14 protein-coding genes are annotated in these 13,016 nt (G+C 67.0%); 7 read left to right on the plus strand and 7 right to left on the minus strand.

What is annotated here, in order from left to right; genetic code table 11:
• Positions 1-217: 217 nt before the first annotated feature.
• Complete coding sequence (locus AAC997_RS19200) at positions 218-646, plus strand: DoxX family protein (RefSeq protein ID WP_340647312.1); 429 nt, start codon at positions 218-220, stop codon at positions 644-646.
• A 157-nt stretch (positions 647-803) separates the two neighbouring features.
• Here AAC997_RS19200 and AAC997_RS19205 read toward each other — a convergent pair whose 3' ends face one another.
• The 5 genes from AAC997_RS19205 to AAC997_RS19225 all read right to left on the minus strand — a co-directional run bounded on the left by AAC997_RS19205 (position 804) and on the right by AAC997_RS19225 (position 4,805).
• Entirely contained in the window at positions 804-1,298 is a 495-nt protein-coding gene (locus AAC997_RS19205) for a MarR family winged helix-turn-helix transcriptional regulator (protein WP_340647313.1), read from the minus strand.
• Positions 1,295-2,614: a serine hydrolase domain-containing protein gene (locus AAC997_RS19210; protein ID WP_340647314.1), complete on the minus strand. Its 1,320-nt coding sequence runs from the start codon at positions 2,612-2,614 to the stop codon at positions 1,295-1,297. Before AAC997_RS19210 ends, AAC997_RS19205 begins: the two co-directional genes overlap by 4 nt.
• 323 nt (positions 2,615-2,937) lie before the next feature.
• The gene (locus tag AAC997_RS19215; RefSeq protein WP_340647315.1) at positions 2,938-3,381 is read right to left on the minus strand and encodes a flagellar basal body protein; all 444 of its coding nucleotides are present in this window, start codon (positions 3,379-3,381) and stop codon (positions 2,938-2,940) included.
• A gap of 9 nt (positions 3,382-3,390) precedes the next feature.
• Entirely contained in the window at positions 3,391-3,699 is a 309-nt protein-coding gene (locus AAC997_RS19220; protein WP_340647316.1) for a rod-binding protein, read from the minus strand.
• Positions 3,699-4,805 carry a flagellar basal body P-ring protein FlgI gene (locus AAC997_RS19225; RefSeq protein WP_340647317.1) on the minus strand — a complete coding sequence of 369 codons (1,107 nt, stop codon included), beginning with the start codon at positions 4,803-4,805 and terminating at the stop codon, positions 3,699-3,701. The genes AAC997_RS19220 and AAC997_RS19225 overlap by 1 nt, the downstream gene beginning before the upstream one ends.
• A 219-nt stretch (positions 4,806-5,024) precedes the next feature.
• On the opposite strand from AAC997_RS19225, the gene AAC997_RS19230 reads away from it, so the two are divergent.
• The 3 genes from AAC997_RS19230 (at position 5,025) to AAC997_RS19240 (ending at position 7,777) form a co-directional block, all read left to right on the plus strand.
• Entirely contained in the window at positions 5,025-5,456 is a 432-nt protein-coding gene (locus tag AAC997_RS19230) for a flagellar assembly protein FliX (protein ID WP_340647318.1), read from the plus strand.
• Between the two features lie 99 nt (positions 5,457-5,555).
• Positions 5,556-5,984 carry an RNA polymerase-binding protein DksA gene (gene dksA, locus AAC997_RS19235; protein WP_340647319.1) on the plus strand — a complete coding sequence of 143 codons (429 nt, stop codon included), beginning with the start codon at positions 5,556-5,558 and terminating at the stop codon, positions 5,982-5,984.
• Positions 5,985-6,148: 164 nt separating this feature from the next.
• Positions 6,149-7,777 carry an ABC-F family ATP-binding cassette domain-containing protein gene (locus tag AAC997_RS19240; protein ID WP_340647320.1) on the plus strand — a complete coding sequence of 543 codons (1,629 nt, stop codon included), beginning with the start codon at positions 6,149-6,151 and terminating at the stop codon, positions 7,775-7,777.
• A 200-nt stretch (positions 7,778-7,977) separates the two neighbouring features.
• Here AAC997_RS19240 and AAC997_RS19245 read toward each other — a convergent pair whose 3' ends face one another.
• Positions 7,978-8,448, minus strand: coding sequence for a DUF2269 domain-containing protein (locus AAC997_RS19245; RefSeq protein ID WP_340647321.1), 471 nt, complete (start codon positions 8,446-8,448; stop codon positions 7,978-7,980).
• Positions 8,448-9,740, minus strand: a complete 1,293-nt coding sequence (locus AAC997_RS19250; RefSeq protein ID WP_340647322.1) for an SDR family oxidoreductase — start codon at positions 9,738-9,740, stop codon at positions 8,448-8,450. Before AAC997_RS19250 ends, AAC997_RS19245 begins: the two co-directional genes overlap by 1 nt.
• A 347-nt stretch (positions 9,741-10,087) precedes the next feature.
• On the opposite strand from AAC997_RS19250, the gene AAC997_RS19255 reads away from it, so the two are divergent.
• The 3 genes from AAC997_RS19255 to AAC997_RS19265 all read left to right on the plus strand — a co-directional run.
• Positions 10,088-11,755, plus strand: a complete 1,668-nt coding sequence (locus AAC997_RS19255) for an NAD+ synthase (protein ID WP_340647323.1) — start codon at positions 10,088-10,090, stop codon at positions 11,753-11,755.
• 98 nt (positions 11,756-11,853) lie between these two features.
• Positions 11,854-12,822: a hypothetical protein gene (locus tag AAC997_RS19260; RefSeq protein WP_340647324.1), complete on the plus strand. Its 969-nt coding sequence runs from the start codon at positions 11,854-11,856 to the stop codon at positions 12,820-12,822.
• On the plus strand, positions 12,823-13,016 hold a 194-nt coding region (locus AAC997_RS19265; protein ID WP_340647325.1), incomplete at its 3' end, for a hypothetical protein.

A 13,016-nucleotide genomic window follows, 5' to 3' on the forward strand; every position in this document is an offset into this window, starting at 1 on the left:
GCCCCGTCCCGCCGCCCCCCGAGGCGCGCTTAAGGGCATGGAAACCGGGTCTGGATTACAAGGAATTATAGAAACGGCCACGCTTCGGCCGCCGACCACTCGCAGAAGGCGATCACGGATGGTTACGGTCTCGCTTCGCGCACTTGCGGATTGGATTACGCGATCCGACATCGCAACTGTTGCCAATAACAAGAGCGCCCTCCCCGGCGTGCCCAAAATGACCGCTCAAACGCTTTCCCCCGCCCGCTCGCGCCTCAATGCCAGCTATCGCAACCTGACCCTCTGGACGCTGCAGGGCTGGATCGCGATGTTCTTCATCGCGGCGGGTTACGCCAAGGTCAGCGAGCCGATGACCAACCTCGTCGAGCTGATGCGCTGGCCGGCGCTGGTGACACCGAACCTGGTCCGGGGTCTCGGCGTCGCCGAAATCATTCTCGCCGTTCTGGTGCTGGCTCCGCTGCTGTCGTGGAAGCACGGCCGGCCGTTGCTGGTCGTGGCCGCCGGCGGCCTGCTGGTGCTGGAAACGGTGATGCTGACCGTGCAAGCCACGGGCCTCGATATCAGCCTGGCGGTGACCAATCTGGTGCTGATCGCGATGACGGCGACGGTGCTGTGGAAGCGGGCGCGGGAAGTCCGCCGGGGGTAGCTTTCGGTCGAAGGCTCCCGTCCGGAAAGCGGACCTTGGCGGTGACTGCCAAGGGGGAGCGGACTTTACGGTCTGAGCCAGGGCAAGCCACAGTCCGTTTCCGCCCCGAAGTGCCCGTGAACGCGGCAAAATCTGAACGCATCTTGATCAATTTCAGCTATGCCTGAGGCTTGTTCATGACATCGACCACGGCGACAAGCCGGTCGTAGAACGAGCTGCGGTCCAAGGCCTGATCCAGCCGGTCCAGCCGGGCGGCGACGTCGCCCGCCTCGCGGTTGATGGCCTCGGCCTCGCGGTTCATGGCGAGCCACAAAGGGGTCAGGCGGGCGACCAGCGCCTCGCCTTCGTCGGTCAGGAATTGCCTGCGGCGACGCGCGTCCCGGGGGTCGGGCAGCGCCCGCACATAGCCGGCTGCCTCCAGCGAGCGCAGCGACTGGCTGACCGAGACGTGGGTGATGCGGAGCGCGGCGGCGAGGTCACCGACCGTCATCGGCCCGTTCAGGACGATCTGGTTCAGGACACCGAACCACCGCTGTTCGAACCGGATGCCCAACCGGGCGTAGGCCCGGCCGACGTCGCGGTCTATCCGCTCCGACAGACGGCGCAACTGGGCGCCTATGGTCGCGCCATGGCCGCCCTTCAGATCGGTCATGCTGGTGGCTCGAGGATGGCGGCGATCGCCATGATCCGGTCGGCAGCGGCCGGATTTCCACGATGGCGGGCTTTCGCCGCCTCGACCTCAAAGACCGAGCGCGGTTGCAGGCCCTGCGGCCTCGCGTCGAACAGAGCGCGGGCGGCCGCCACGCTGTCGCCCCCGGCGGCCGCTGCCATCGCCATGCCCAGACGCCAGGCGTCGGTCGCCGGGCTGGGTCCGCACAGGATGTCCTTCACCGCAACGTTCAGCGCCCAGTAGCCGTCGACCTCGCTGTTGCTCAGCATGGCGACGGTGACGTCCAGATCCTGGTAGCGCCAGACCTCGCCGGCGATGCCGAAATGGCCGCCGGTATGCCCCAACATGCGATGACCGTTGACGGTCTCTTCCATGAACCCCAGGCCGTAGCGCGCGCGGCCCATATCGAACAGACCGGTGGTCGCTGTGGTGTGCATCTGTGGCGACAGGAGCCGGCCGTCGCCCAGGGCGCTGATGAAGGTCGACAGATCCTCGACAGTCGAATAACCGCCGCCCGCCGGACCACCCCGGAACTGGTTGACAAAGAGGTTGCTGCGCCAGGCACCGGGAGCGGCCTCGTCGCGGGTGTAGCCGTCGGCCCGGTTCGGCACGACCAGATCGAGCGGCCAGTAGCCGCTGCCGCTCATGCCGAGGGGCTCGAAGATCGTGCGCCCGATGTGCTCGGCGTAGGGCTCGCCGGTCACGGCCTCGATGATCAGACCCAGGATCACATAGCCGCCGTTGGAATAGCCCATCCGTTCGCCGGGCGTGAACTCCAGCGGCTGGTCGGCGAACAGGGGCAGGAAGTCGCGGGTCTCGAGGAAGGCCTGGGACGGCTTCTCCGCGATCGCCTCCCAGTAGTTGCCGATTCCGGAGCTGTGCGACAGCAGCTGGCGGGCGGTGATCTGTTCGGCGATGGCGCGGGCAGGATAGTCGGGCAGGTAGCGGAGGATCGGGGCGTCCAGGTCGATCCGCCCCTGTTCGGTCAGGCGCAGCACCGCCGTGGCGGTGAACATCTTGCCGATGGAGGCGATGTTGAAGCGGGTATCGATACGGTTCGCTGCGCCGAACACCCGCTCAGCATGGCCCACCGCACGCTGATAGACGACCTGGTCGCCGCGCTTCAGCATCAAGGCGCCCGAGAAATCCGCATCGGCGATCGCCCGATCCACAGCGGCGTCGAGACGGGCGGCGATGGAGCCTCCGTCGTCCTCTGCTCGACCAAGGCCGCCCCAGCTCAAGACGCCCAGCCCTGCTGTCGCGCCCATCACCCCTCGCCGTGTCATCTGAATGCGCACCGAAACTGCTCCACCATTAATGTAGGCGCCTACCTATATAGGCGTCGGAGGAAAACGCCAGCCCTGGAAACGCCTAGGACGAATCGACATCACCGCATCCCGACCATAGAGGCGGCGATGTGGACGAAGGCGAGGTAGTGGCGAGCCAGCCTGTCGAACCCGCTCGATAATGACCGCTGAATGCCCGCAATTGGCCGCACCGACCAGCTTCGCAGAAGTTCAAGAACACCCTTGCCGACAGAGAGCCGTCCACACAGGGTCGAAATTCGCCTTCGGCGTCCGGCCGCGAGGCGGACTCGTGGATCGGCTCCGCCGGTGTGGCCCTAGGCGCGCTTGTTCAGGGTGATGCTGGTGGCTGAGCCGGGGGCCGAGGGGGCGCCCTTGAGGCCGTAGCCCGAGCCGGTGGTGCGCTGGGCGGCGACCTCGTTGGCGATGGTCTTGACCAGGCCCTCGGTGACCGTGCGGGCGGCGTCGAGCGCGCGGCCCTGGCGGGCCAGCACGCTGTCGAAGGCCTCGGTGGCGCGGATCAGGCGGGTGCGCTGGGCGACGGGGGCGGCGGCCACCATGGCCGGGTTGGCGCGCACGCGGGCCGACTCGTGGCGGTAGATATTGGCCAGGCGCGAGGTTTCCTCGATGTGAGCCATGGCCTCCTGCGGGCGCTGCTGCTCGAAGGCCTGGGCCTCCAGGGCCACCAGCTCGGTGAGGCGCTCGGTGAGGATGATCAGTTGTTCGACGCGGTCGGCGGCGTCCAGGGCGGAGAGAGCCATCGTGATTTCCTAACTCAGACCTTGAAGCTTCAACATTTCCTTGGCGACGTCGTCGGCGATGCCGATGCCGCCCGTCTTCACGACCTGCTTGGCCATGGCCTCGTTCATGAAGGACTTGAACATCTCTTCGCCCTCACCCCCGCCGAAGGGTTCGGAGACCCTCACGTCCTTCATCATCTGACCCAGCATGACGGTGAGGAACGAGCCCTCGAAGTCCTTGGCCGTCTGGGCGATCTGGCCGCGCTTGGCCAGTTCGGCGGCGCTCATGGGGGCGGGGACGGGGGTCAGGTTGACGGCCGGCGCGGCGATGTCGGCCATCACATCACCTCGATGTCGGCTTGCAGGGCGCCCGCGGCCTTGATGGCCTGCAGGATGGAGATCATGTCGCGCGGCGTGACCCCGAGCGCGTTCAGACCTGCCACCAGGGTCGAGAGCGAGGCGCCCTCCCGCAGGGTGATCAGCTGCTTGCCCTTTTCCTCATCCACCGAGACGGCGGACTGAGGCACGATGGTGGTCTGGCCCTGGCTGAAGGGGGCCGGCTGGCTGACCGCCGGGTTCTCTTGGACATTGATGGTCAGGTTGCCCTGGGCGATGGCGACGGTGGAGATGCGGACATTCTCGCCCATGACCACCACCCCGGCCACTTCGTCGATCACCACCTTGGCGGCGTCGTCGGGCTGGACGGTGAGGTTCTCGATCTGGGCGATGAAGCCCACCATGTTGGCGCCCTCATTGGGCTGGATGGTCACGATGGTGGGATTGTCGGCCCGCGCGCAGCCCGGGTACTTGGCGTTGATGACGTCGGCGATGCGCTTGGCGGTGGTGAAGTCGGGATTGCGCAGGGTCAGGCGCATCTGGGCCATGCCGGCCAGCTGGAAGCCGATCTCGCGCTCGACGATGGCGCCCGAGGCGATGCGGCCGGCGGTGGGCACGCCCTTGGAGATCGAGGAGCCCGAGGCGCCGCCCGCCGAGACCGAGCCGGTCTGCACCGTGCCCTGGCCCACGGCGTAGGCCTGGCCGTCGGCGCCCAGCAGCGGGGTGACCAGCAGGGTGCCGCCCTGCAGGCTCTTGGCGTCGCCCAGGGCCGAGACGCTGGCGTCGATGGGAGAGCCGCTGGCCACGAAGGCCGGCAGCTTGGCGGTGACCATGACGGCGGCCACATTCTTGGTGTTGAGGTTGGCGTCGCGGGTATTGACCCCCAGACGCTCCAGCATGGCCTCCAGGCTCTGCTTGGTGAAGGGGGCGTTGCGCAGGCTGTCGCCGGTGCCGTTCAGGCCCACCACCAGGCCGTAGCCCACCAGCATGTTCTCGCGGACCCCCTCGAACTCCACGATGTCCTTGATCCGCGACTTGGCGAAGGACGGGCCGGCGACGAGGGCGGCGGCCAGAAGGACGGCGCTGAACAGGCGGAGCGGTCGACGCATGGAACCCCGGGGGCGAACGGACAGAGAGAAGTCGTTCTTGCCTATGCGATGGGCGTGCCAGTCGAGATCGAGGAAAACCCTAGCGATTCCAGGGGTTGGCGATTCGCCGCAGGCGGCAGGGGGCGCCGTGGCGGCAGAAGTTGCCCGGCATTAACCATACCCTAAGCATGGCGGCGCGATGAGTAGGTTGAAACGTCAGGTCAAGAGTTCGACTCACCCATGAAGGTCAACGGAACAAACGGCGTGGGATCGGTGAGCGGGGCCTCAAAAGCCCGCGGCGCCGACGGGCAGGGCTTCCAGCTGCCGACCGCCGGGGCCGCATCGGCTCCGGCCCAGGCGGCGCGCGCCACGGGCCTCTCCGGGGTCATGAGCGTGGACTCCATCCTAGCGTTGCAGGAGATGGGCGGGCCGCTGGAGCGCCGCCGCCGCGCGGTGCGCCGGGCCGGCCGTCTGCTGGATGTTCTGGACGACCTGAAGCTGGGCCTGCTGGCGGGCGAGATGTCGCAATCCAAGCTCGACGCGCTGCGCTCAGCGATCCGTGACGAGCGCGAGGGCACCGAGGACATTCGCCTCGAGGGTGTTCTTGACGAGATCGAAACCCGAGCGGCGGTAGAGTTGGCGAAGTTGGAATGCGCGAGACGTGCGGCTTAATGATCCTTGGCGAATGAGGTTCGTTGAATCGTTAATTCGTTTTGGTATAAGCGCCCGGCGTGTCTAAAGGGGCGGTACTCTAGGGGGCGTGAGGCGTAAATGACCACAGCCGCAGTCATGGCTGACAAGCCGGGTTATCATCCTTCCGAGGACGAGCCCTTCATGAACGAGCGTCAGCTTGAGTACTTCAAGAAGAAGCTCCAAGCGTGGAAAGACGACATCCTGCGGGAATCCCGCGAGACGCTCGTCCATCTGCAAAGCGAAACCGAGAACCATCCGGATCTGGCCGACCGGGCGACGTCGGAAACCGACCGATCCCTGGAACTGCGGACCCGTGATCGCCAGCGTAAGTTGATCTCCAAGATCGACGAAGCCCTGCGCCGTATCGCCGATGGCTCCTACGGCTATTGCGAAGACACCGGCGAGCCGATCGGCGTCGCCCGTCTCGACGCGCGGCCGACCGCGACCCTCAGCCTCGAGGCGCAGGAACGCCACGAGCGCCGGGAACGCGTTCACCGCGACGACTAGCGGTTCGAGAGTTCGGCTGTCCTGAGGCCCTCTCCGAGAGCGGGGAGGGTTAGCGGGTTTGTGCGCCGGCCTTCGCCGGGATGAGCGGAGACCCGGGCCGATCATCGCGCCCGGGTGGCTCTGAGGCTGGCCTTCGCCGCCGCGCCGGGCTAGCAGACCGCCCCATGATCCGCCTCGACAATATCTCCAAGCAAAACGGCCACCAGATCCTGTTCATCGAGGCCTCGATGGGGGTCCAGAAGGGCGAAAAGGTCGGGCTGGTCGGTCCGAACGGCGCCGGCAAGACGACGCTGTTCCGCATGATCACCGGTCAGGAGCAGCCGGACGACGGACTGGTGGCGATCGATCCCGGCATGACCATCGGCTATTTCAGCCAGGATGTCGGCGAGATGTCGGGCCAGAGCGCGGTCGCCGCGGTGATGGACGGCGTCGGCCCCGTCAGCGCGCTCGCCACCGAGATGGCCAAGCTGGAGGCCGCGATGGTCGATCCGGACCAGGCCGGCGAGCTGGACGCCAACATGGAACGCTATGGCGAGGTGATGGAGCGTTTCCAGGAGCTGGACGGCTACGCGCTGGACGCCCGGGCTCGCGAGGTCCTGGCGGGCCTGAGCTTCAGCCAGGAGCGCATGGACGGCGACGTCGGCCTGCTGTCCGGCGGCTGGAAGATGCGCGTGGCCCTGGCCCGCATCCTGCTGATGCGGCCCGACGGCATGCTGCTGGACGAACCCAGCAACCACCTCGACCTGGAAAGCCTGATCTGGCTTGAGGCCTTCCTCAAGAATTACGAGGGCGCGCTGCTGATGACCTCCCACGACCGCGCCTTCATGAACCGGATCATCGGCAAGGTGGTGGAGATCGACGCCGGCTCGCTCATCACCTATTCGGGCGATCTCGACTTCTACGACCAGCAGCGCGCGATGGGCGAACAGCAACGCCAGGCGCGGTACGAGCGCCAGCAGGCCATGCTGGCCAAGGAAATCAAGTTCATCGAGAAGTTCAAGGCGCGCGCCAGCCACGCCGCCCAGGTCCAGAGCCGGGTCAAGAAGCTCGACAAGATCGACCGCGTCGAGGCGCCGCGCCGCCGCCAGGCGATCCAGTTCGAGTTCAGGAACCCGCCGCGGTCGGGTGACGACGTGATCAACCTGCGCAATGTCCATAAGGGCTATGGCGACCAGCCGATCTATGAGGGCCTCGACTTCCTGGTGCGACGCAAGGAGCGCTGGTGTGTGCTTGGCGCGAACGGCGCCGGAAAATCGACGCTGTTGAAGCTCGTAGCCGGCGCCACCGCACCCGATAAGGGCACGGTCAGCACGGGCGCCAGCGTCAGGATGGGCTATTTCGCCCAGCACTCCATGGACCTGCTCGACGGCGAAGAGACCGTCTTTGAGTCTCTGGACGGCGCGTTCCCCCAGGCGGGGCAGGGTGCGTTGCGCACTCTGGCGGGGTGCTTCGGCTTCTCCGGCGACGACGTCGAAAAGCCTTGCCGCGTCTTGTCCGGCGGCGAAAAGGCGCGGCTGGTCATGGCCAGGATGCTGTTTGATCCGCCGAACCTGCTGGTCCTCGACGAACCGACCAACCACCTCGACATGGCCACCAAGGAGATGCTGGTCGCGGCCCTGGCGGACTTTGAGGGCACGATGCTCTTCGTCAGCCACGACCGCCACTTCCTGGCGGCGCTGTCAAACCGGGTGCTGGAACTGACGCCGCAGGGCGTCCACCGCTACGATGGCGGCTATACCGAATATGTGTCCCGCACGGGCCAGGAAGCGCCGGGACTGCACCCGGGGGCGTAGCGGGCGCGTGTGCCGGCCGTCGCAAATGCCCGGCTCATCCCGGCGAAGGCCGGGACCCATATTCATGCCGGGCGGCTGGGAGTGACCCGCCGTTCGTGTCGTTCGTAGACGATCTTGATCCGCCCTGCGGTGTCGCGGCCGAAAGACTTGGAACCACGAACCACACGAACCACACGAACGGGCAAGGCACAGGTTGCAGGTTAGATGCCGGGCTTGACCGTCATCAGCCAGAGGATACCCAGGACGGCTGCAAAGGCCGGGAAACCCAGCACGAACCACAGACGGAACAGGCGGAAATAGTCATCAGGCAATGGCGCGCCAGTCGCGACGGCTTGAAGGGCTAGATCCCGCAGGCGGATTTGGATCCACACCACTGGCAGCCAGAACAGGCCGGTGACGATATAGAGAACCAGGCTTAGCCCGATCCATCCCGAGAGCAGTGGATAGCCGGCCAAGTGGGCCAGGGCCGCACCGGTGATAGGTTGCAGGATCACCGCCGAGGCCGTGAACACCGTATCGGCCAGCACCACGATCCGGGCGGTGTGGGCGATCAGTGCTGGGTCGCGCGTGCGATGAGCCATCAGCATGAAGAAGGCGATGCCGGCGCCCGTGCCAAGCAGCACCGTCGCACCAATCACGTGCGCGATCTTCAGCAGGGCGTACAGGTCCATCAGCGTTCGTCCAGCGTGGCCAGGGCCGCCAGGGCCAGGAAGGCAGCGGGAATGCTCTTGAGCAGCGGCCCCATCGGATCGAGCCACAGGTCGGGGCGCACCAGGGCGCCGCCAAGCAGATAGCCAGCCGTGACCAGCAGCATGCCCTGCAAGGCGCGGGCGGCGGTCGGTCGCCAGATCAGCAGCAGGGCCAGGGCAATGTCGACCAGGCTCCCTCCGATCACCGCGCCGGCCGCCAGCCCTGCGTCTACGCCAGTGGCGGTCAGGACGGCGATGGCGTCCTTCAATCCAACCGTCAGACCGATCAACCCCGACATTAGCCAGAAGGCGAAAAGGCAGGCCAGGATGGCGGGCTTGGCGAAATAGGTGCGGGCAAACCAGCGCTCTTGCACGCCTGAGGGGGCGGCGGCCAGCAGGGCGTCGAAGGATCGCGGCGCCCATCCCAGGCGCGCCGCGTCTTCTGTCCGGCCGCGAACGCCCATCCGCAGTTGCTCCAATGCGGCGGTGCGCATTGGGCTGCGCCAGCCCAACCAGGCCAGGGCGTCGCTGGCGGCGGCGGTCACCCGAGCTACAACGAGCGGCACGCGGATCGCCCGCGCGGGCTGCAGCCCCAGCCAGCCGCGCAGACGGCCGACGAGGTCGATCAGGGTCAGAACCTCGCCGTGGACCAGGTCTAGGCTGACGCGCGTTGGCGCGTGCGGGGCCAGGCAGCGGGCGACCGCGACAGCCAGGTCCTCGGCCCCGATTGTCTGGACTAGGCTCTCGCCGAAGACCAAGGGGCTGGCGCCGGGGAATCCGGCTAGTCCGCGCAATAAGGCCGTGCCGCCATAGGCCGCCGGGGCGAATACGAGGCCGGGACGCAGAATGATCCAATCCAGCGAGCTTTGAGCCAGAAGGGTCTCGGCCTCCAGCTTTGTGTCGTTGAAGGCCGTTCTCAGCCCGGGCTCAACCCCGGCCGCCGAGATATGCACGAGACGGCGGACGCCGATCCCCTCGCAGGCCTTGGCCAGGCGATGAACCCCTTCGACATGGACGGCCTTCAGGTCATCGCGCGGACTGTCCTGCAAGACGCCGGCGCAGTTGATCACGGCCTCCGCGCCGGCGAGCACAATGGCCCAATCCGCGACCGAGGTTTTGGCCATGTCGGCGCGTTTCCACGCCAGGGCGGGGAAGCGACGACGGGCCGCGTCGATGTCGCGCCCGACGCCGACAACCACATGACCGTCCGCAACTAACCGGGCGGATACATATGAGCCGATGAGCCCATAGGCCCCAATAATAGCGATGCGCATCCATGACGCTTAGCGCCCCAACCATGGAGGCGGAAGCGTCACCTTTGATCGCCGTTTTTGACGTTTGTCCGCCACCCACACCGAACAGAGAGATCAGTAAGTGCGCCGGTGGCGCCAATGGCGGGCATTTCCAGCGTTGGTACACCCCGCAATTTTAGAGTTTGTCACAGGGGGCTATGATCCCCGCTTGCCCACAGAGCGCGCGAACGTCGCCGCAGGTGAACCACCTTCGCCACGGAGATCATGGGTGGCCGGGACAAGCCCGACCATGACGATCCAGGAGGAGGTCGCGCTGCCGCCGCTTTCCGGGGTGGCGAGGGGCGGGCGGCGCGGCTACATGACGAAGCATGACCAATCGTCTCGTCATCGCCGCCATCCAGGCCAACCCCACCGTGGGCGCCATCGCCGCCAACGAGCAGCTTGCCCGCGAGCGGATCGCCCGGGCCCATGCGGAGGGCGCGGACATCGCGCTGTTCTCCGAGCTGTTCCTCACCGGCTACCCGCCGGAGGACCTGGCCCTGAAGCCCGCCCTGTGGGCCGCCGGCAAGGCCGCGGTTGAACGGCTGGCCCTGTCCACCAAGGACAGTTGCGCGGCCCTGGTGGGGCTGATCTGGCCCGCCGAAGGTCCCGGCCGCAAGCCACGGAACGCGCTGGCCTTCCTGGCCGACGGCGAGGTCAAGGGCGTGGCCTTCAAGTGCGACCTGCCCAACTACGGCGTGTTCGACGAGAAGCGGGTGTTCGAGCCCGGCGAGGGGCCGTCGGTCTTCGAATGGAAGGGCGTCAAGCTGGGCGTTCCGGTCTGTGAGGACATCTGGGCGGCCGGGGTCTGCGCCGACCTGAAGGCCCAGGGCGCGGAGATCCTGCTGGTCCCCAACGGCTCGCCGTTCCGCCGGCTGGCCGACACCGAACGCATGGATGTCGCCACCGCCCGGGTCGCCGAGACCGGCCTGCCGATGGTCTATGTCAACGAGGTGGGCGGCCAGGACGAGCTGGTGTTCGACGGCGGCTCCTTCGCCCTGTCGGCCCGGGGCGAGGTGGTGATGCGCCTGCCGATGTTCGAGGAGGCCGTCGCCCTGACGGTCTGGGAGAAGGCCGAGGACGGCGTCTGGGTCTGCGTCGACGCCCCCATGGACGACTGGGTGTCGGGACCGGAGGAGGTTTACCGGGCCATGGTCCTGGGCCTGAGGGACTACGTGAACAAGTCGGGCTTCCCCGGTGTTTTGCTTGGACTTTCCGGAGGGGTGGATTCGGCGATCGTCGCGGTGGTGGCCGCCGACGCCCTGGGCCCTGACCGGGTCCGCTGCTTCATGCTGCCGTCGCGCTATACCAGCCAGGACAGCCTGGACGACGCCGCCGGCTGTGCGGCGCGGCTTGGCGTGCGGTTGGACGAGATCGCCATTTCGCCGGCCGTGGACGCCTTCGCTCAGATGCTGACGCCGCACTTCGGGAACCGCGCGCCAGACCTGACGGAGGAAAACATCCAGGCCCGCACCCGGGGCCTGGCCCTGATGGCGCTGTCCAACAAGCTTGGCTCGATGCTGCTGACGACAGGCAACAAGAGCGAGATGGCGGTGGGCTACGCCACCCTCTACGGCGACATGTGCGGCGGCTACAACGTGCTGAAGGACCTCTACAAGACCCAGGTCTATGAGGTCTGCGAGTGGCGCAACGCCAACGATCCCTATGGGGTGGCGGTCTCGCCGATCCCTGAACGTATCCTCACCAAGGCGCCCTCGGCCGAGCTGCGGCCCGACCAGAAGGACCAGGACAGCCTGCCCGAATACGCCGAGCTCGACGCCATCCTGCATGGGCTGGTGGAGGAGGAGGCCACCCTGGACGAGATCGTCTCACGCGGGCATGCGCCCGAAACCGTCGAGCGGGTCCAGCGCCTGCTCTACAACTCCGAATACAAGCGCCGCCAGGCGGCGCCGGGCGTGAAGATTGGACCGCGGGCGTTCGGGCGCGACCGGAGATACCCCATCGTCAACGGATTCCGGGACGCCGTGACGAACTAGGTAGAATTGGTGAGTCGCCGCCCCTCGCGACGCCAGGTTGCGGTTCCAAGCTCTGCTGTTATCCTATCCCCACTTTGGGTAGCTGGGGGGCTTACGAAATGGGTCTGCGTCTGATTTCGCGGCTGGGGGTTTGCGCCGGTCTGATGATGGTGCTGTCAGCGTGCGCCACGACCGTGGACATCAGCGCCCGCTTCCCGGCGCGCTATGCCGAGACCGCCAATATCCGGAAGGTCGCCGTGGCCGGCTTCGACGGCTATGGCGGACGCGAGTTCCAGTCGGCGCTGCAGGCCGAGCTGTTCTCCGCCGCCTTTGACGGCCGCCCCTATTTCGACGTGGTGGCGACCGGCGGCCCCAGCAATCCCCGCGACGCCGCGCCCTATGGCCGGTCGGTGGGCGCCCAGGGGGTGATCCTGGGCACGGTCGGCACCGACTTCAACACCACCAACTATCAGGGCAGCGAGAGCCGCTGCGTTCGGTGGGAAGGGGACAAGTGCAAGGAATACAAGTCCTTCCCCGTGCCGTGCTGGCGCCGGAATGTGGACCTGATCGTCACGCCCAGCCTGGTGAACGTGGCCACCGGCCGGGTGGTCTATTCCACCCAGAAGCGGGCCAACCGCAATACTTCCTGGTGCGGGAACGACTCGCCGTCCACCGGCGACCTGGCCATGGTGACCGACGCCCAGCGCGACATCCTGGGCGACATCCGCCGCGATATCGCCCCCTACAACACCACGCTGTCGGCCACCCTGAAGACCAAGGGCGTGGGCTTGAGCGACGCCCTGAAGCCGCAGTTCACCGCCGCGGTGAAGGCCGCCTCCAGCGGCGACATGGCGACGGCCTGCCAGGCTTGGACCAGCCTCAATAGCGCCCAGCCGGGCAATCTGGACACCGTCTACGACCTGGGGGTCTGCGCCGAGAGCGCCGGCGACTACGGCAAGGCCATCGCCCTCTATCGCCAGGCCCAGGGTCTGTCGCCGGCGCCCGACAACGCCATCGCCGAGTCTCTCGCCCGGGTGCAGAGCCTGGCCGACGCCAAGGCAGCCCTGGCGCGCGGTCAGAAGAAGTAGGTGAGCGATCCCGCGACCGCCGCCATTGCCTGCATCGAGGCCTTCACCGATCGGTTCAACGCTCGTGATCCAGCCGGCATGGACGCGACCTTGCATTTTCCGCACCTGATCCTGGCCGACGAGCATCTGGTGATCTGGAAGGCGCCGGGGCAACTGTCACCTAGCTATTTCGACGACCTCGCGGCCACCGGTTG

Origin of the sequence: Phenylobacterium sp. (assembly GCF_037968635.1) — a bacterium.
GTDB lineage: Bacteria > Pseudomonadota > Alphaproteobacteria > Caulobacterales > Caulobacteraceae > Phenylobacterium.